Below are 20,139 nucleotides of genomic sequence, written 5' to 3'. Positions count from 1 at the left end.
CCGATCCAGTCCTCCTCAACCCCCGAATCTCACCCAAAAAAATCAGAACAACCCCAAGCGCACCCACAGTATTTGCAAGCCCTGAGCCATACCAAGCAAGCGGTTGGTTGGGTTTGGTAACTAGGGATTACCCGAATTGAATCCGAACAAAAGTTCGGTATAGGATACTGTAAGTCAATGACTACAAATTCCGTCAGCCCAAGACCGTCTGCTAATTTGTAAATAGGATGATCAACGACATTGCCATCTCAGGTATTGCAAGAGAGATGAACGCGTGTCCGACGTTCTTGCCTGAAGATGACAGAACGACGCCAGACCCTCACAACACATTCTCCAACTGCTTAAGTTAAAGGAATTGCTATGAACGCTCCAGCAATCAAAAGTTCCGTTTTTGGTAAATTCAAAACCAAAAACCAAGCGGTCACTACAGATTTTTCTAAAAAGGGCTTAGTCCCTATTCGTCACTTTGATTTTAAATTCAACGCGGACGAAGCAGATCCTGACTTCTATATGAATGCAGAATTGGCGAGTGCTTATTTTCAAGCGCTATCCATTTTTCTGACCTTTGGTGAAGACCTTGTGATTGAGACTGCGCGCTATCATCGCGATTTCCTGACCGACCCGATTCTTAAGCAACGTGTGACTGCGTTAATTGGTCAAGAAGCCTTGCATTCTAAAGTCCATGAAGAGTGGAATGAGATCCTGAAAGCAAAAGACTTTCCAGTCACCTTCTACCGCTTTTTGGCCCGCAACGTATTCAACTACGGCTTCCTCAAGTTTCCGCAACCGATGAAACTGTCGTTGATGGCAGGGATTGAGCACTTCACCGCAGTGCTGGCTGAGTTCATGATGAAGCATGAAGCCAATTTCTTCTACAGTCAGGATGACCGTCAGCGCGGCCTTTGGATGTGGCATATGCTCGAAGAGTCTGAGCATAAAGACATTGCTTATGATGTCTATCAGACCCTCTCTGGTAATTATGCACTGCGTATCACGGGCTTTGCGGCAGCGTTCATTACCATCATGTTCTTGGTGCCACTGGGCGGCGTGCTGATTCCGTTCTTCAGAAAGCCGAGCAATCTGTGGAGTCTCAGCTATTGGCGAGATGTCAAACGCAGTGCAGCGCTGTTACTGGGTCCTAAAGATGGCGTATATGGCAGTACTGTGGGTCACATCCTCGATTACTTGCGCCCAGACTTCCATCCGAACGACCACGATACCTCTGAGTATCTGGCTTACTACAAAGAGCGTCTGCTAGATCCTGAAACGGGTTTGTTGACGCCTTACTTCATTAAAGAAGTGGTTCCTAAGGTCAGAGCGGCTTGAACAGTCAAGCCCATACCTGTTTATCAATGTCATAACAACAATACGTGTTTGGAATCATTATGAGTTTATTTAGTAAAAAGCAAAAAACCAGTCACCAAGCCTACGCAGTCGTGACTGGCGCGGGGAGTGGGATTGGTCGTAGCTTTGCATTAGAGCTGGGCAAGCGTGGCGGTACGGTAGTCTGTGCAGATATCAATCAGGCGGCTGCGGAGGAAACCGTTGCCTTGCTCAAAGGCGTAGGTGCAACAGGTTATGCCGTGCAATGTGATGTAGGCAACGCTGAAGAAGTGAAAGCGCTTGCTGATCAAGCTGAAGTGCTGATGGGACATCCAACCACGCTGGTGATCAACAATGCCGGTGTGGGTTTGGGCGGTAAGTTTGATGAACTGACGCTGGATGACTGGAAATGGTGTATGCACGTCAACCTATGGGGCGTGATTCATGGCTGCCATTACTTTGTGCCGAAGTTTAAAGCACAAGGTTTTGGCGCGATTATCAATGTCGCTTCTGCCGCATCTTATGCTGCCGCCCCAGAAATGACCGCGTATAACGTCACCAAAGCGGGTGTGCTGTCGCTGTCCGAAACACTGTCTGCTGAGCTGCGTAAGTTCAAGATCAAGGTCAATGTGCTGTGTCCCACACTGGTGCCGACCAATATTATCAAAAATGGTCGTATCCCTGGACGCTACTCTAAGCTTGCCGATACTGCGCTGACCAACTATGCCTTCACCACCAGTGATTCTGTCGCGAATTTAACCTTAAATCGTCTGGATAGTGGCGATCTGTATACGATCCCGCAAATCGATGCGAAGCTGTTCTGGTTGATGAAACGCACATCACCCAGTCTTTATGCCCGCTTTCTGGGTACGTCGTATCAGTTCTTTAAATAAAATATCGATGATCAATTAAGGTTTTAAGCATGACTTCAAACGCTAAAAAGCAAAGTGCGCATATTTTTGACACGCTGATTATCGGCGCGGGGATTTCCGGGATTGCAGCAGCGATCAAACTGAATAAAGCGGGCTATCACAATTTTAAGATTATTGAAAAAGCCAGTCGCGTCGGCGGCACATGGCGTGAGAATACCTATCCCGGTTGTGGCTGTGATGTGCCGTCTGCACTGTATTCCTATTCGTTTGCGCCGAGCGCCAAGTGGAGCCACTTGTTTGCCAAGCAACCTGAGATTTTGAGCTATCTTGAAGATGTCAGTAAGAAATTTGATGTAGAACCCCTGATTGAGTTTAACAATGAATTGCTCAAAGCGGTATGGGATGAAGCGCAGCATTTATGGGTGTTGGATACGACACTGGGGCAATACCTGTCTCGTACCGTCATCTTTGCCACCGGTCCGATCACCGAAGCGCAGATTCCGAAGATCGACGGTTTGGACACCTTTACGGGTGAAATGTTCCACTCCGCACGCTGGAATCATGACTATGATTTGGCAGGCAAGCGCATTGCGGTGATCGGCACGGGTGCTTCTGCCATTCAGTTTGTTCCGCGTATTCAGCCTTTGGCGAAAGAGTTGTATGTATTCCAGCGTACCGCACCGTGGGTGTTGCCAAAGCCTGATATGAATCTCGGCAAAACCGGCAAATCGGTGATGGAAAATATGCCGATCATCCAACAAAGCTGGCGCAAGTCAGTAGCTACGTCACTTAATATCATCAACTTTGGTTTGCGTAATCCGAAGTTCTTAAAGCCAGTTAATGAAGTGGGCAAGCAATTGCTTAAGCTCCAAGTCAAAGACGCGACCCTTTTGAAAGATGTGACACCAAACTTTCTGGTCGGTTGTAAGCGGATTCTGTTTGCCAACGACTACTACCCAGCGCTGCAGCAGGACAATACGCATCTGATTCCGCATGGTCTGGTGAAGGTTGAAGGCAACACCGTGATTGCCGCCAATGGCGAGCGCCATGAAGTGGATGTGATCATCTGGGGTACGGGTTTTGAAGTGTCGCATCCGCCTATCGGTAGAAAAGTCACCAATGAAAAAGGCGTGGTGTTGGCGGACCTTTGGAAAGATACTTCGCCTGAAGCTTACCTTGGCACTAGCCTTGAAAATACGCCCAATGCGTTCTTGGTGCTGGGTCCAAATGTTCTTGTTTATGATTCATTCATTGGCTTGGCTGAAGCACAGCTCGACTTCATTATCGATGGTCTGCTAAAGATCAAAGAGCAAGGCATCAGCAAGCTTGCAGTGAAATCGGACGTGATCAAGAAGCACAACGATCTTGTGCAAAAGCACATCAAAACCACCGTGTTTAACAGTGGGGGTTGCAAGAGCTACTACCTTGATCAAAACGGCCGCAACTTTGCCGCATGGCCATGGTCATTGAAGAAACTCAAGCAAAGACTCACCGCATTGAATCTTGATGATTATCACGTGAGCTATATCGCGTCTAAATAAAAATAGAGCCATCTTCAACGCTGGGGTCGCATCAGCCGCCCCAGCGCACTTTTTTGTCGTATTGACAGACTCACAGGCGTGGGTCTTTTTTTTATTGCAAATCAAGCACGAATTGATGGATTTAGACTGGACGCCCTGCCGCCGTACAGGATATAAGAGTGAATTAAAATTCAGAAACACTCACCAAGGATTGCGGCATGTTTAAGACGGTTATTTGTGGTCTGATTATTGGTGCCGCATCCTATACAGCGGCTTATGCGGTGAATCAAACCGGACCTATTGATCTGACCGCAATCACGGCAGCAGCAACTCAGGGCAATCCTCTAGCTCAAGTCCAGTTAGGACAACTGTATGAGTTTGGACAAGGCGTGTCTAAGGATTATGCTCAGGCTTTGCAGTGGTATCGCAAATCAGCAGAACAGGGCAATGCAGCTGCACAGTTTAAGCTTGGCTTTATGAGCTATCACGGCTATGGGGTTCCACAAAGTTATGTGACCGCCGTCAGTTGGTATCGTAAAGCCGCTGCGCAGAACTTTGTTCCCGCCGAACATAATCTTGCCTTTATGGCTGAAAAAGGCTTAGGTATGGAGGAAAACACCACCGAAGCCTTTAACTGGTTGCTCATGGCAGCACAGCAGAATTCGATACAAGCGCAGTGGGAAGTGGGCGGCATGTATGAAAAAGGCGAAGGCGTGGCTCAGAATTCTGGACTCGCCAAATTCTGGAAAGACAAAGCAGTCAGTGCAGGCTTCGTGCCCCCCGTACAAACCAAAACGGCTGAGCAAATTAAGGCTGAGACCCTGCTTGCAGCACAGAACCGACAGATCGATCCCGATCGCCCGCAGAATATTGGTCAATTCTATCTGATGAATAATTTTCACCAGCTCAAAATCGTCAAGAAAAGTGAGCCGGTCTATCCCAAAACCTCACTGGCCAATCGCGAGTTTGGGGTCGTGATCGTTTGGGCCTCTGTCGATGATGAAGGCAAAGTCACCAATGTCACCATCCATCGTTCATCGGGTTCGGAAGCGCTGGATATGGCGGCGCGGGATGCGGTGATGCACTATGTCTACACCCCTTATGTCGATCCGGATCGGGGCGTGACGCGCGGGGTGAAGACCGAAGAGATTATTGAGTTTGACCTGCCGAAGATGTAGGTTCAGTCTTGTTTTAAACCCAATCGAAATTCATTAGGTCCCACCTTGGCGATGGGAAGATATCCGTGAGAGCTGGGTCTGCCCAGATTGCGGTGTTGCGAAGCTCGATTTTCAAATGGTCGAAATCTAGCGAAGTCTAGGTTCCATTTTCGCCAACGACTACTCAGATTGGCAAATTAAGTCAAATGTTGGCGACAGGTGTACAGTGTCTTGTGTTGCTATACAGACATGACTACATTTTTGAGAAGCTCAATCATTCGCTCTTCATCGCCCTTTACCTTTCCTATTCAATACGTCGAAATGGTAGAGGCGCTGGTGCGCCTGCGCGGTGGGGATGTCCAGCAGATCTACGTGCGTGCTCAGCTTGAGCAACATGAGCTGGATAATCCTGAGACGCGGATCAGTTTGTCTCAATTTGCCGAGCTAATGCAGATTGCCAAAGAGCATATGAACTGCGCAGAACCTGCGTCAATCCAGATGTTACGCCATATGCCGGTCACCATTCACGGCATGCTCGGTATGGCAAGTATCAGCGCGGACACGCTGGGCGATGCGCTGGATATTACCCTGCGCTACTTCTCACTCATCCTGCCTTGCATTGAACTGACGCGAGAGAATCGGGGAAATAAAGTCTTTATTCATGTACGCAATCTGGCAAGTTTCGGCAGCCCTTTTGATGAGACGATGATTGAAGTGGTGATCGGTAATTTCTTCAAAATGGTCCGCTTCTCCGAGACGCCAGTCAATGGCAAAGAGATCTCTGAAATATTGGGCAGTGAAGTGCACTTCCGTCATGCCTGCGTTGGTGATGCTGATGTGTATCAGCGGTTCTGCCATACGTCGATTAAATTCTTGTGTCTGGATAATCAAATGATCTTTGCCCGGGAGGTGTTAAGCCGACCGCTGGTGACGCGTAACCGCAGTACGCGCATGGCACTGGAGACGATGCTTGAGACCAAACTGCAATTGATGCAGAAGCATGATGAGGTCGCAGTACGAGTACGGCGCTTGCTATCGGGATCTGCGGCGCTCAGTCACTTTCCTGATCCCCAGCAGATTGCCGATGCGATGGCGATGTCCACACGCACGCTTAGCAGACGCCTGTCTGAGGAAGGCCATAGCCTATCCAAACTGATGGAAGAGCTGCGGATGGAGCGTGCAGAGATGCTGTTGATCGGTACGCAGCTTTCCTTATTTAATATCGCCAAGCAATTAGGCTATAGTGATTTGTCGGCGTTCTCGCGCGCCTTTAAGCGGGTCAAGAAGCAAAGTCCGAGTGAGCTGCGGGCGAGCTTGAAACCCTGATCCCTCTTGTTGGGTGTTGTCAGCCAGAAGTGAATTGAGTGGAGAGCATCGTACTTTCTGCCAAATGCTGGTGACGAGCGTATAGTGCTTTTTTATGCCTTTGGAGATTTGACCATTTTGCCCAGCCCTGTTGTCATTCGCTCGTCTTCATTGATTACCTTTCCGATTCAGTATCTGGAAATGGTGGAAGGGCTGGTCCGTGCGTGCGATGGGGATGTTCAACTGATCTATCAGCATTGTGGACTGACCCTCGCCGAAATCAATGATCCTGAGACCCGACTGACCATCCCGCAGTTTGTGGCGTTGATGGAGTTTTCAAAACAATACCTAAACAGTGATGAGCCCGCCTCAAGGCAACTTATGCGCTATATGCCAGTGACGATCAATGGCATGGTGGGTATGGCAGTGATGAGCGCAGATACGCTTGGTGATGCGCTGGACATTGGCCTGCGCTATTTCCCGTTGATTATGCCGTGTATTGAACTCTTGCGAGAGGATCGCGGCAATAAAGTGTATATCCGTGTCAAAACACTGGTGCGTCTTGGCAGTCCGTTTGACGAGACGTTGGTAGAAGTGGTGATCGGCAACATTCTTAAAGTGGTGCAGTTTTCTGAGACAACGTCACAAGGCAAAGCGCTTAGCCAATTGCTTGGGGCCGAGGTTCATTTTCGCCATTCTCCACGCGGCAAGATTGAGTCTTATCAAAAATATAATAATGTGTCCTTAAAATTTTCGAGTTTGGAGGATCAATTAATACTGCCACGTGAGGGCTTGCACTTTCCTTTGGTCACGCGCAACCGCAGTACTCGCCTGACTCTGGAATCAATGCTTGATAGCAAGCTATTGTTATTACATAGCTATAATCAAGTCGCTGTGCGCGTGCGGCGTTTGTTATCCGCTTATGTCGAGCAAGGCAATTACCCTGAATCTGCACAGATTGCCGACATGCTCGCGTTATCAACGCGCACCTTAAGCAGGCGTTTATCAGAAGAAGGCTATACGTTGTCTAAGCTGATTGAGGAGGTGCGGATGGAACGTGCCGAAACGCTATTGATCAGCACGTCATTACCCTTGTCCAATATCGCCAAGCAATTGGGCTATAGCGATTTGTCAGCATTCTCGCGTGCCTTTAAACGGGTCAAGAAGCAAAGTCCGAGCGAATTGCGGGCGAGTTTGAAGGGTTAAGCAGAACTTAATTCAAAATCAGAAACTTCTCAGTCGTATACGATTTCATAAACACGGATTTATGAACCGGGCAGATCAGTGCCTCTTGATTCACAACCCCATAGATCAAATAGGCATAGCTGTTGGATGTCGTGATCAGCGCCATAAAGTTCTTTTGCTGGTCTTGGGTGATGAGAATCTGGCTGCTCAGGGTCAGTACTTCCTCGGGCTGCTCGGTTTTGCGGGCATCGACCTGCAGGCCTAACAGCGTAAAAACACGCTTGATATCCAGCATACTGATCGGCCGAATGCCCAACGTCTCATGGTTCAGTAAACTACTGATCTTTTCGGCATCGACGGGGATGTTGTACCGCGCGGTGATAGCCGCCGCCATGATAAAGGCAATGCTTGCCGTGTTGGAATCCTGCGGGTGATGTCCGATGCGTGACAGCATTGAATGGATGTATGCGGGGTAATTGGATTCGGGTGCCGCACAGCGTTCAAGCATGGAGGCTTGGGCGATCGGCATCATACCGAGCAAGGATAGAAGAACGATAAGTCCTTGGCGATAAGCGGTCGTACGCTGCTGTTTTAACAAAACTTGAGGCTGCCATAGCAGTTTTGCACGGGGATCTGGCGAGTATTGACTGATGCTACCGGGATATTGCCGAGTACCAGCCCACCCACTGCCGTCAAAATATCCACATTGGCTTGCGAGGTGGTAATAAAGCCATTCGCAGGATCACCAATGTTGGCTTGCGGAGCAGACAACCACCAGCCGCGCTGCGCCATCAGTTGATTGGTCGTAATCGCATCACCATTGGAGTTATAGCCTCTGGTGGCCACATTGCCATTGGCATCTAAGCTCTGGTTGGTCGTGGGAAAAGTTGATACCCCAAGCGTACCCACCTGCGGCCAAAGAATGGCTTGATTATTTAGCGAGAGCAGCAAGCCTGAGTTTTTATTGCTGGAAACATTCAGGTTATGCAGATCAATCAGGTTGATGGGTGTATAGGTCGCACTCGCCGAGAGATTGATATTCAGAAACGGCACCAGAACATTCAATTTTGGGACGACCAGCGTGATCGGACCTAAGTCCACCCCAGTGAGTCTGCTGCCTGACACGTATTGATAGTACCCACCCGTTTCAACATTGCCAGAAGACTCTTGAGTCATGAGCGTACTGGGCAGGTTAGGCTGGGTAGCGGTCACCTTCACATAGGCATTTCCCGTGGCTACGGGAATGCCGAGTACCGTAATCGCCAGGGGATTGCGCAAATCCTGAATCAAAGCCTGAAATGAGCCACTTAATGCATTAATCCCTGTCTCGCCGCCGGGCGTACCACCGACTGTGCCGGGCACGTTGGGCGTAGGGTTTTCACCGATGGATAGTAGGGCTTGTGCGCTCTGCGCTCCGAGTGCAATTCCGACCACTTGGCGATTGGCCAATGAGGTCGGGTTTTTGATTGCAAGTTGCAGGAAGGGATTGCCCAGTGTGGCATCCGAGTCGGCATAAGTGCCACTGGGACCGGGGCTAGTGCCGCTTAATCGTACATGGCTTAAGTCGATATCACAGCCCGGACCATTCACCCCGCCGCAGCCCAGTTGCAGGTGTTCGATATTGGCATTGAGCGAAACGGTGCCATTGATCCCAAGGGTATAAAAGCCAAGACCGCTGGCATTGCCCGATGCGGAAGGGTCGATATAGCTGGTATAGATTGGCGCTTGTCCTGTCACGTCTGCGAGATGCTGATCATCCAGTCGCGTAAGGTCAGCATGGCTGGTCTGCTGAAGCGAGAGCAGAAATAGTGCGGTCACCAGCGGTGTGATGCGGCGCTTGGGTTTTATTTTTAGAGTGGTCTTCATCGCCTGTCTGCGACCTGCTGTGATGAGAATTAGATCATCATTGGAGCAGAAGAGTGCTTGGCAGCGGGTGCCAACATTTGACTGAGGGAGCCAATGTTTGGGGGCAATTGATTTTTATTTTTCGTAATCGATGGTTTTAACGTGCCTGAATAACATTTTGAAGAGTCAAGAGTACTTAGGAGCGAGAACAGCTTATGAGTATGACAATGCTTCACAACTGAATAATGAAACATTGTTAAACGGCAGCCCAATCCATTATTACTATGATAATAATGGAAATCGAGTTGGGTCTAGAGCTACAGGGAATACCGGCTTTGGATATTCAACTGCAGATCATTCTTACATGGGCAATCATTTGACGGGTTGGAGTAAGGATGGCATTACACAACCACTCTCTTTGACAGGTCAAGGTGAGATTGATGGCTCCTATAAAGGTCGCGCAACATATGACTATAAGGGCCGCCGTAGAACAGAAAGTGGTTTACCGAATAGCACCCAATATATAGGGATTTATTTTGACTACAATCACAAGAATGAGCGTACATTTCGTGGTGGATCGTATATCGATCGCCAATATATGTATGATGAAAACAGTCATCTGATTGGCGAGTACGGTCCAACTGGAAGCATGATTGTTGAGTATGTATGGCTGGATGATCGTCCTATCGCGGCAATTTATGCAGGAAACCGCATTGTTTATTTAGTGACCGACTATCAGAAGAAACCACGCCGTGGTATTGATGCCGCAACTCAAGGTGTGGTTTGGGCATGGGATCCGGATGCTTTTGGTATACAACAAGCCAGCGGTAGTGTTCAGATGAACCTTCGTTTTCCGGGGCAGTACTATGATGAGCAAAGTGGTCTGTACTACAACCTTAACCGCTACTACAACCCTGAATTGGGTCGGTATATGGAACCTGATCCGCTGGGGTTAAAGGCGGGTTTAAATCCGTATGCTTATGCAGGTAGTGATCCAGTAAATAAAACTGATCCGAGTGGATTATGTTTGGGTCCGCTTGCAATAGCTTGTTATGAGTTGGCAGTAGATGCAGCACCTCTTGTAGGTCGATATGTCTATCTTAACGCTCCACGTATCGCGGCATTTGCAGAAGAATTACTTCCTTCGTCTGCTGGCAGTGTTGGGATTGCTGCGGTTGCTGCGAAGGTTGCTAAGTCAGACGCAGTAATTGCTGAAACACTAGCTGGCAAGGGCAATATTACAAGTCAACATACGCTTACAGCCGATGAGTTGTTAACTGCAGGGGGACAAATTTCTAGGCAACGGCTATAAAGAGCTAGGTAAGCCAGGAAGTGGAGTATTTAGAAGTGCTGATGAAACTCGTGGATTTAGAATTGATAAGAACTCACTAGAGGGTAATCATGCTCCAGGCGTTCCTCATGGGCATTTGGAAAAATACAATCCAAATAAAACACAGCCCGTTACGAACAACCATATTCCCTTTACAAATTAATGGATTAAAAATGACAGACATATTAATAGGTAGAGTTGGGAAAATCATCTCTGGTGACGAGCAAGGTCGATATATTAAAGTTGTCGATGACGCTGAAAATACAGGCGGGTTTTTAATTCTAATTGCGGATGATATTGAATTCCGTAGTGGCTATGACAACTGGGTTGAAGATAAGGATGCTTTGAATCGCTATTTTCTAGAGTGCGAGTGGCTAATCAATTGGTCAAGATAAAAAATTGCGAATCTAAATTTCTGGACTAAAAATGTGCCTCTAGGGATTTTTACGAAATATGGGTGTTTGGCGCTAAAAGCTCGCGCTATAAGGTGTTGTACTATATAGGGAAAATGTGATTATTTAGGGTGAAAGTGCGTCAGTCGGACGGTACATGGAACCTGATCCAATTGGGCTTGAGGGTGGGTTGAATCCGTATAGTTATGCGGGGAATAATCCTGTTAATAAGACTGATCCAAGTGGACTATGTCTTGGTCCGCTTGCGATAGCTTGTTATGAAATGGCAGTTGATGCAGCTCCTATTGTGGGTCGTTATGTTTATCTAAATGCGCCACGTATTGCTGCTTTTGCGGATAGTTTACTACCTTCTTCGGCTGGCAGTGTTGGGGCTATTGGAACAGCTGGAGCTGCTGCGAAGACTACTTTGCAAGCAAACAAGGCTGCAGGTGATGCTTGGGAGCAAGCATTCATGGCAAGACTTGAACAAACAGATACTAATATTGCTCAACAAGTCACTATAAAAACGCAAAGCGGGATAAAAACCCGTATGGATTTCGTGAGTAGAGATGCTAATGGGAATATAGCTTGCACTGAGTGCAAGGCTTCAAGCACTGCCCCTCTAACTGGAAATCAAAAGCTGCGTTTCCTGAAATTGAGCGGTCTGGGGGCGTGGTCGCCGGTAAAGGAAAACCTGATTTTCCTGGGGGAACGGTAATACCTCCTACACGAGTTAATATTGAAAGACCATGAGGAAAGCTATAATGACTGTAGATCAAACAGAAATAGTTGATGCTATAAGCATAAATAAATTATCAGAAGAGCTAGTGCTAACTATCCTCGATTCTTTAGAGTGGGGTTCTAGCAAACATTTATTGCTTCTACAAGAAAAAATTAACGCATATCTGAGGTTCATAGAAAGTGGCGAGGTGTTTGATACATACCCAGAAGCAAAAGGTCGAAGGATATTATTTAATATAGTCCTGAAATATCAGCCAGATGAAAATGCAAGAAACTTTCTTGAGCATGCTAAAGTCATAGTTGAGAGTGCAGATATTTCGTTTAAGTATGAAATATTTAATCCCTCGTAGATGAAATAAGCCAAAGTGCATTGCAACGCAATTTGATTATCTAGAAGGATATTTGGTTCGATGAACGTTTATTGTTTCTGGTAGGAAGAAAGCCAATACTACGACCTGACCAATAGCAGGTATCCCAGCAACAATCTATGTTACGACCTAAGATTGGGTATCTACATGGAACCTGATCCCACGGGGCTTGAGGGTGGGTTGAATCCGTATAGTTATGCGGGTAATAATCCTGTTAACCAAGTTGATCCGACGGGACTTTGTATTGAGGATGCATGTATAGGTGAAGCAATAGTTGTTGCAGAAGCAGCACCTTATGTTGAAGCCGCAGCCCTGGCGACCTATAGATATATTGCACCAGAGGTGGCGTCAGCTGGAAGATATGTATACACAGCAGCCAGTAGATTGAGACAAGCGGCTTCAAAAGAGATCGAGCTAGCAGCGAAGGGACCTGTGAGGCCAGGACAAACTGGAACATATGGTGAACTTAAGGCGCAAAAGAGAGAGTTTGGAGAAACTGAACCTCTCGATATGGACCACCAACCATCATTTGCCGCACAAGTTTCCTCACGAGAGTCTGCACTTGGCAGAACTTTGACTCCAACTGAACGTGCTACCTTGAAGACAAAGACACCAGCAATTGCTTTACCTCGGGAAGTGCATCAACAAACAAGCCCAACCTACGGCGGCAGAAACAATCCAGACCGAATAGCTGGAGATGCCGCAGATTTAAATAACGCTGCAACTCGAGATCGAGCAGTTTTTGATGGAGCGATGAGAAACCGATGATATTAACAATTGAAAAACTTGCAACCTATTTGGGCAGAGATGCTTCGATTTTGTTGGCTGATTTGCCTTTTAAAAACTGGGTCTTTGAGAGGTACTTGGATGTTGACCTTAAAAAGCCGCTTATAGATTATGTCTTTACTCAAGATGGTATGGACTTCGTGAGTGATGGAGACGATAAAGTAAACACAATTTTTCTCTACTCTGACGAATTGAGATATTTTAGGGCGGCCGTTCATGATATGCCTTTAACATCTAGTCGCCAAGAAGTCATTGCGCACCTTGGAACCCCATCCAAGAGAGGAGGAAAAATTAGCGATCCAATTCTCGGTGAATATGGAGCGTGGGATCGCTTTACATGTTCTGGCTATACTATCCATATAGAGTATCGTATAGATGTAGACATCATCAAAAAGGTCAGCCTTATGCGAGCTGATGTCGTACCTTAGCAAGTTGCTCCTGATGTGCTTATTTGCTGTAGCATCACGGATTGCACAATAAGTCAAAGCACATTGCGCCAACTACAATCTAATCATCTCATCGACGAATGAAAGTTGCTAATTTATAGCATCCTTCTTATAGTTTTTTATAGAGAGTCACCTTATGCGAGGTGGCTGTTGATTTTAGGATAAGGCAATTGCTCACTTCTCTCAGCTTAGATTTATCTGAACTTAATTTCGTACTTGGCGTGAAATATCAAAAAAATGAAGTGACCCTGCCAATTCTCAAATGCCACTTCTTGACTTCGATATCACGATCAATGAGTATCGAGAGATATTGATGGCAATCCCGACCATCGAGTTCACGAGACGAGCACCGAAGATGATCGACCAGAGTCCCGCAAGCGCTTTTCTCATCCGCCGTCGTCGTTTTCTTGCTGCTGGACTCGCTGCGGTTACATTGCCTGCATTCGGCAAAGTGACTGACGTACATGCATCAAGCGACGAGCTGGATGCCTTTATTCGTGGTGAGATGAGCCGCGCCAATATCCCGGGCATGGCTGTCGGTATCGCCCGAAAGGGCGAAGTGCGTTTGACGCGGGGCTATGGTTTTGCTGAGATTGAACATCGGCGAGCCGTGACGGTTGATACACTGTTTCACATCGCATCCGTGACCAAGACGGTCACCGCAACAGCCGTGATGCGTTTGGCTGAATCGGGAAAATTTCACCTTGATGACTCGGTTGCCGGTCACCTCGACTTTCCGCTGATCAATCCGCATCACCCCGATGCACCAATCACTTTTCGTCAACTGCTGATGCACACGTCGAGCATTTCCGATGCGAAATACTACGACATCGATTTTCGTCAACATGGTCGTGACTCGACTGTGTTGCTGGGCGATTTTCTCAAGGACTATCTTGTCGCGGGCGGTCGCAACTATGCCGCCGAGGGATGTTTTTCCAAGGTCGTCCCTGGTGGGGCGTGGGATTATAGTAATGTTGGCTATGGGTTACTGGGTTATCTGGCCAGTCGGATTGGCGGTGAAGATATGCGTGAGCAAACCCGCAAGCAGATCTTTGCACCACTCGGCATGCGGCACAGCAGTTGGACGATTGCGGGAACTTCCGAAGCAAGGCGCGCCACGCCTTACGATCTGGTCGATGGCGTGCTGAAGCCGATGGAGATGGTGGGTTTCCCCGATTGGTCGGCGGGCATGCTCCGCTCGTCGGTCGCTGAGTTCACCCGCTTCGTTGCGGCCTCAGCCAATGGCGGTTCGACACGTCAGGTACAAATCCTTGGCAAAGCGGCGATGGCAGAGATGTTGGATATGCGGACTCCGCCTGAACTGCCAACATGGCTGACGGGGCAAGGTCTGGGATGGGGGGCTTCCAATCTGGCGGGTAAACCGTTCCCCAATCATTGGGGTGGTGATCCGGGCGTATTCACAGCGGTGTATCTCGATCCTGCAAGCCAGAGCGGCGTGGTGATCTTTACGAATATGTCAGTGACCGCAGAGAGTCGAACTGCAGTGAAAAACATCGCCAATCGTCTGCTGACCAGTCAGGTTGGGTGATGTATCTCTTCACACCACTTGGCGTGAAATGTTAAAAAAATGGAGTGATCATGATTTTTTAGGTATCAAGGAATCTGACCATCATTCGATAGATGATGAGTTTGTAGTAGGAGCTAAGGTTTTGGGAACTAGGTCGCAATATTTTTATAAAAATAATAGATTTAAAATAAAGCATAGGTTAATTGTTGTGCTCTGTTTTTTGTTTATATATCATTGGTATGTTTTTTGTAAATATTGCCAGTTGGTCAATGTATATCAACTTAATTCAGGAGATGGTGGTGGAACTTTATCAGTTTATTCAAAAACGGAATAAGAAAAACTCTAAGTATTCCCTGCTGATCGTGACATCAATATTAATGCTCATTAGCTTTACAGGTTGTGAAAGCAAAGAGCATAAAATCAAAAAACATCAAGAAGAAGTGACGAAAAAACATCAGCAGGAAGCGATCAATCTCGCTAATACGCCTCCAGATTTTGATTATCTCGGTAAGCCCAAGCCTGCGCGTTCCGCTAGCTAATCAATGCCATGTATCGTTTCGTAAATAACACGTGGTTCAAATAAACGTTTAGGAAAAGAATTAATAATGTCAGTAATATGCGCCACATCAAATTCAAGAAATGCTTCGTTTTTTTCAGTTAATTTCTTTTTCCTATTATTTATATTCACAGGATTTTTATATCTGTTGACTACGCACCATGCGTTTGCTGCTAAAGGCGAATCGCAATATAAAGCGGCACAGATGCCGAATACTCAAAGTTGTACTGTCGGTCGAGATATGCTTAGTGAGGAAGCCGAGTATGACCGCACGGATATTGTGGGCGCACTTCCTTATAGTAGGCATTATGAAACAACGTTAGGTTACAATCAAAATCGTACCAATGATATGACTGATGGGCAAAAATCCATAGGTGGGTGGACTGATAATTATAATAATTATGCTTTTGTAGCGGGAAGTAGTACTGGGGGTATTATACGCGTCAGGCTTCCAGGGGATAAAGATGATACCTATTATATTGCTACGGTAGCATCTGTTCTCACATATGTTTCAAATGGACGTGATCGCAGATACCCAGACGGCACTGTCTTAACTGCACAAGATAAAGATAAACTGACTTTTCAAGACTATACGATCATCGTAAATCAATCGGTATCAAGTATCCAACGCATCTTCTCTGCCACACCATTAATATTCGAGGCGAACTATTTTGCCTATGGTGATGGAAATCATATAGAGTCTGGTGAGGGTGATCGAGTCGGCTACATGTCAACAGATCATCGAGATCGAAAGCTGGTTCTTGTTTCCTCATCGACAATATCTTCTACATATACTCCTGTCAGAGGCAGTAAAACAATAACAAATAGTGTCAACTTCAATTCACTTTCTTTTTACGTCAATAATCAAGGCACGATCTACCAGTTCCAATATCAAGCTCCGATAGGCAGCATTCCTGTTTATAAGGCCGCTCGTATTATTTATCCCGAAGGTAGAACGTTGGGTCTGAGTTATGAAACTTATGGCGGTATTGGTTTATTGGCTGTTGCTGATAACCGCGGGCATTTGCTTACCTTCCAAAGATCGCTTTATATGGATGGCAATGCTTTACGCAGTGTTGTGAATCAGGTTTCACTCAGTGCGCAAAACGGATATACGCCTTTCCCAGATCAGCAAACGGTCACGTATCAATACAAAACTTCTTCGTGGACAAATTTTGAAAATGGACAAAATCAAAATTTTTACACGATCTCGAGTGCCCAATCAAATTTGTATGGGTTAGAAACTTATCTATATAACCAAAAAGCAGGGCTACAGTCAGCAATCATAAAAAACGTGGGAATGTATAGTGATCCCTATCAGGTTCCAGTTTTAACTGATGTGGTGAATCAACTAGGGGAGACATCGCTGCATTGGGATTATGCAGCATCTCCAACAGGGTCTGGCTGGACTATGCTTAAAGACTCCTATAAACCTTTCTCGCCTAAGAATGTACTTTATACGGCGCGCTCAAGTGAGTTTGGTGGCAGTCAGGTTACTGGGGGAAGTTGGAGTTCGAACTATACGCTGACAACAGATTTTAATGATTCTAGCGCGACTGACTCTGTGGCCATGAAATCCAGTGGTGATGCAAATACCACAGAAGTTAACTATACATTTAATGGGTTTCCCTGTTTGACCTATAACAGTAAACCTGTAAGTGCGATGAATGTTGATGTCAGAGTCAATCATGTCAATTATATAATTGATGCGAATGGTAATAAAACTAACTTTACTTATGATGGTCAGAATCGGATTCAGACGATTGAAGAGGCGGCAGGAACATCACAATCTCGCACTACAACATATACATATGGGAACCTAAATAATGGGGCCATAAACCCCTATTCAATTCCTACTGTTATTCAGGGACCATATCAAACCATCACTAATACGCTGAATATTCGTGGGCAAATTGTTTCTCAAGTACAGAGCTCAACTCAGAGTGGAAGTGCGCCAAAGACATACCTTTATACTTTTTACGAGGATTCCTCACAGCCTAACTACGGTTTGTTGGCAATGTATGATGCTCCGCGAAGCGATGTTATCGATGCAACTTCTTATAGCTACGACTCTTTTGGGAATATTACTAGTAAAACTGTCGTCGTCAATGATGCATCTGGCAGTCCAGTTAATCGTACGACAAGCTATAGTAATTATAATAGTGCGGGTCTAGCTAAGAATATTAGTAATCCTGATAGTACTAGCGATACGATTAACTATGATAAAGGATATCAAATACTTACTAAAGTTCATGGCTCTACAACAACTTCACAAAGTACTAGTAATACCTATGATTTAGTTGAACGTTTACTGACGTCAACAGATGCTGATGGTAAAACAACGACCTATACCTATGACAGTATTGGAAGACCTTATATTACGATTGAGCCTAATGGGAATCGTACAACCTATCAATTCTTTCCCAATAATCAAATAAGTTTCATTGGGAAAAATAATGCTCAAAATACAATGTTTGAGACTACATGGACATTATTAGACAGTGCGGGACGTGTTTACTATACGCGCAAAGGCGGTGATGGTAATCGACTATGGTCTATGAGAAGTTTTGATGCCAATGGGAATGTTGACCATATTCATACAGCTCAAGGGATTGATGAGTATTGGACTTACGACGCATTCAATCGAGTCCTTACACATACCGATGGCAATGGCAAAGTCGATACCAAAACATTTGATGCAGCCGATAATAACGTTATTGAAAGTGCAGCAAATAGTGCTGGTTCAACAAGATATTTTAAAAACCAAAGTACGCTTGCAACCGAGATCAATGATGATTTTGGTCGAGTTGATTACTATCATGATATTGCGGAAAATTTAATCAAGAAAACGCAAGGGGATCGTAGTTGCGTCAATAATCAAATTGACCAGCTTGGACGTCAAAGGACTTTTTATTGTTCGTCTACAAGCAACAGTGATCCTAAACTGATCGTTAATGATAATTATCTGAATGATACAAGCGCCTTTGGTAATTTAGATAAGGTCACCTCCGTCACTGCATATGGTGTTAGCACTGCTTATGGATATGATCTCTTTGGTCGTGTGATCAGCAAAGCGCAGCATAACAACACACCTGTCACTTGGGGCTATGCGACCTCTACTCTAACGAATGGCTATACCTATACCAGTGCTGGCAAACTCACCAGTCTGACAACGCCTTCTGGCAATGTTGTGAGCTATAACTATAGTGCCAATGGCATGTTGGATAATATCCAGCTCAATAGTACCCCGATTATCAACAATATTGGTTATGACGGCGCAAGCAGACTAAGCTACTTCTTTTGGGGACAAGGCGGTTCATGGCAACAATGGTTGAATGATGGAGGTGAGCTCACTCAAATCAAGAGCACATTGTCAGGTGGTCAGACCGCTCTCCAACTCAATTATGGGGCTGATCTGGATGGCCGTATTACCAGTCAAACTATCGCTGGGGACAATACAGCGACGTATGGTTATGACAAAAATTCTCAGTTGTTGACAGAGAGTACGAGTGACGGACGCTCACTCACCTATACCTATGATCAAAATGGTAATCGTACATCGCTTCGATCTACAGGCAATTGGGGCTTTAGTTACGCCTCAGAAGATTATCGATATACAGCCAACCATATGAACCTGTGGACTAAGAACGGTGGAGATGCCCAACCTTTAGGCTATACAACAGTAGGTGAGTTAGTTTCAAGCTATATGGGCACTTCCGCATATGATCATGCTAGTCGTCGTCGTAGTGAGTCAGGTGTGCCAGGTAGTACCAAATACATAGGCATGTATATGGACTACAATCATAAAAATGAGCGTACTTTCCGCGGTGGTTCATATATTGATCGCCAATATGCTTATGATGAAAGTAGCCATCTGATTGGGGAGTACGGCCCGACAGGCACGATGATCGTTGAATACATCTGGATGGGAGACAAACCGATTGCGGCAGTCTATCCGGGCAATCGTATCGTTTATATTGTCACTGATCATCAGAACAAGCCACGTCGTGGGATTGATGCAGCAACTCAACAAGTGGTCTGGTCATGGAACCCTGATGCTTATGGAGCAAAAAAACCGATTGAGTCTGGAGCACAGATCAATCTACGCTTCCCGGGTCAGTACTACGATGAGCAAAGTGGTCTCTACTACAACCATAACCGCTACTACAACCCTGAGTTGGGTCGGTATATGGAGCCTGATCCAATTGGTCTTAAGGGTGGTCTGAATCCGTATAGTTATGCGGGGAATAATCCTGTTAATAATGTAGATATTAATGGATTGAATATATTAAGATTTTTACCTGTGGTGGGTGATATCATTGATGTCATGGCGATGAGTGATGGTGAAGCACCAGGAGGAGGTTTCAAAAACGCGGCTAGTAGTAATATGGCTAAAACTGCAGCCAAGGATAGTGCTGCACTCGCTGAAAAAAGTCTTCCAAATAGTGCACTGGTTTGCCGAGGAGGGGCATGTAAAGCGGATAGTTTTGCAAATGGTAGTGGTGTAACGAAAGCAGCCGATGGAACCTTGCAAGGTGTATCTACTCAGAGTCGTGCCGGAGCTACGGTTGAAGAGTTATCGAAACCTTTTAAAAATAATCAGGTGGGTGTTACTACCGTCGGTAAAATACGTGAGGCAGGTGGGAAAGTGACAGCAGACGGTCATCCTAATAATCCGAATCACGCAACAGTAGATAACCTGACCCCCCAGCAGCTAGAGGGTTTATTTTCACCAACAAGAGCAAACCCAGTTCCGCCTAATAAGCGAGGTTTTTAGGAGAGTGA

At 46.1% G+C, this 20,139-nt stretch carries 16 protein-coding genes and 2 pseudogenes; 16 read left to right on the top strand and 2 right to left on the bottom strand.

Annotated elements, in window-relative coordinates; all coding sequences use genetic code 11:
• Nucleotides 1-360: 360 nt before the first annotated feature.
• From HYN46_RS15055 to HYN46_RS15025, 7 genes and pseudogenes are all read left to right on the top strand, one after another.
• Nucleotides 361-1,326 (top strand): metal-dependent hydrolase, encoded by a 966-nt coding sequence (locus HYN46_RS15055; RefSeq protein WP_114900149.1) that lies wholly within the window; start codon nt 361-363, stop codon nt 1,324-1,326.
• 59 nt (nt 1,327-1,385) lie between these two features.
• Nucleotides 1,386-2,216 carry an SDR family NAD(P)-dependent oxidoreductase gene (locus HYN46_RS15050; protein ID WP_114900148.1) on the top strand — a complete coding sequence of 277 codons (831 nt, stop codon included), beginning with the start codon at nt 1,386-1,388 and terminating at the stop codon, nt 2,214-2,216.
• Nucleotides 2,217-2,245: 29 nt separating this feature from the next.
• Nucleotides 2,246-3,736: a flavin-containing monooxygenase gene (locus HYN46_RS15045; protein ID WP_114900147.1), complete on the top strand. Its 1,491-nt coding sequence runs from the start codon at nt 2,246-2,248 to the stop codon at nt 3,734-3,736.
• Between the two features lie 197 nt (nt 3,737-3,933).
• Complete coding sequence (locus HYN46_RS15040; RefSeq protein WP_114900146.1) at nt 3,934-4,893, top strand: TonB family protein; 960 nt, start codon at nt 3,934-3,936, stop codon at nt 4,891-4,893.
• A gap of 52 nt (nt 4,894-4,945) precedes the next feature.
• Nucleotides 4,946-5,023: pseudogene (locus HYN46_RS17635) on the top strand (rubredoxin); the annotation flags it as partial.
• A gap of 98 nt (nt 5,024-5,121) precedes the next feature.
• The gene (locus HYN46_RS15030; protein ID WP_114900145.1) at nt 5,122-6,198 is read left to right on the top strand and encodes an AraC family transcriptional regulator; all 1,077 of its coding nucleotides are present in this window, start codon (nt 5,122-5,124) and stop codon (nt 6,196-6,198) included.
• A 117-nt stretch (nt 6,199-6,315) separates the two neighbouring features.
• Nucleotides 6,316-7,383, top strand: coding sequence for an AraC family transcriptional regulator (locus tag HYN46_RS15025; protein ID WP_162818246.1), 1,068 nt, complete (start codon nt 6,316-6,318; stop codon nt 7,381-7,383).
• Nucleotides 7,384-7,390: 7 nt separating this feature from the next.
• On the opposite strand, the gene HYN46_RS15020 is transcribed toward HYN46_RS15025, so the two are convergent.
• Both HYN46_RS15020 and HYN46_RS15015 read right to left on the bottom strand, forming a co-directional pair.
• Complete coding sequence (locus HYN46_RS15020) at nt 7,391-7,960, bottom strand: hypothetical protein (protein ID WP_114900143.1); 570 nt, start codon at nt 7,958-7,960, stop codon at nt 7,391-7,393.
• Nucleotides 7,954-9,228, bottom strand: a complete 1,275-nt coding sequence (locus tag HYN46_RS15015) for a hypothetical protein (RefSeq protein WP_114900142.1) — start codon at nt 9,226-9,228, stop codon at nt 7,954-7,956. Before HYN46_RS15015 ends, HYN46_RS15020 begins: the two co-directional genes overlap by 7 nt.
• Nucleotides 9,229-9,571: 343 nt before the next feature.
• On the opposite strand from HYN46_RS15015, the gene HYN46_RS17585 reads away from it, so the two are divergent.
• From HYN46_RS17585 to HYN46_RS14970, 9 genes and pseudogenes are all read left to right on the top strand, one after another.
• Complete coding sequence (locus HYN46_RS17585) at nt 9,572-10,519, top strand: RHS repeat-associated core domain-containing protein (protein WP_210009229.1); 948 nt, start codon at nt 9,572-9,574, stop codon at nt 10,517-10,519.
• Nucleotides 10,520-10,626: 107 nt separating this feature from the next.
• Nucleotides 10,627-10,932: a hypothetical protein gene (locus HYN46_RS15005; RefSeq protein WP_210009227.1), complete on the top strand. Its 306-nt coding sequence runs from the start codon at nt 10,627-10,629 to the stop codon at nt 10,930-10,932.
• Between the two features lie 142 nt (nt 10,933-11,074).
• Nucleotides 11,075-11,179, top strand: a pseudogene (locus HYN46_RS17630) (RHS repeat-associated core domain-containing protein); the annotation flags it as partial.
• 514 nt (nt 11,180-11,693) lie between these two features.
• Entirely contained in the window at nt 11,694-12,020 is a 327-nt protein-coding gene (locus tag HYN46_RS14995) for a DUF6572 domain-containing protein (RefSeq protein ID WP_114900793.1), read from the top strand.
• 105 nt (nt 12,021-12,125) lie between these two features.
• Nucleotides 12,126-12,806, top strand: coding sequence for an RHS repeat-associated core domain-containing protein (locus tag HYN46_RS17515; protein WP_114900141.1), 681 nt, complete (start codon nt 12,126-12,128; stop codon nt 12,804-12,806).
• Complete coding sequence (locus HYN46_RS14985; RefSeq protein WP_114900140.1) at nt 12,803-13,252, top strand: hypothetical protein; 450 nt, start codon at nt 12,803-12,805, stop codon at nt 13,250-13,252. The genes HYN46_RS17515 and HYN46_RS14985 overlap by 4 nt, the downstream gene beginning before the upstream one ends.
• Before the next feature lie 331 nt (nt 13,253-13,583).
• The gene (locus tag HYN46_RS14980) at nt 13,584-14,819 is read left to right on the top strand and encodes a serine hydrolase domain-containing protein (RefSeq protein WP_210009225.1); all 1,236 of its coding nucleotides are present in this window, start codon (nt 13,584-13,586) and stop codon (nt 14,817-14,819) included.
• A 278-nt stretch (nt 14,820-15,097) separates the two neighbouring features.
• Nucleotides 15,098-15,337, top strand: a complete 240-nt coding sequence (locus HYN46_RS14975) for a hypothetical protein (protein WP_162818244.1) — start codon at nt 15,098-15,100, stop codon at nt 15,335-15,337.
• 165 nt (nt 15,338-15,502) lie between these two features.
• Nucleotides 15,503-20,131, top strand: a complete 4,629-nt coding sequence (locus HYN46_RS14970) for an RHS repeat-associated core domain-containing protein (protein WP_162818243.1) — start codon at nt 15,503-15,505, stop codon at nt 20,129-20,131.
• Nucleotides 20,132-20,139 lie beyond the last annotated feature (8 nt).

The sequence above is a fragment of the Aquirhabdus parva genome (genome assembly GCF_003351745.1).
Lineage (GTDB): Bacteria > Pseudomonadota > Gammaproteobacteria > Pseudomonadales > Moraxellaceae > Aquirhabdus > Aquirhabdus parva.
Note: the sequence above shows the minus strand (reverse complement) of the source record. Positions and strands in the feature narration are given on the sequence as shown.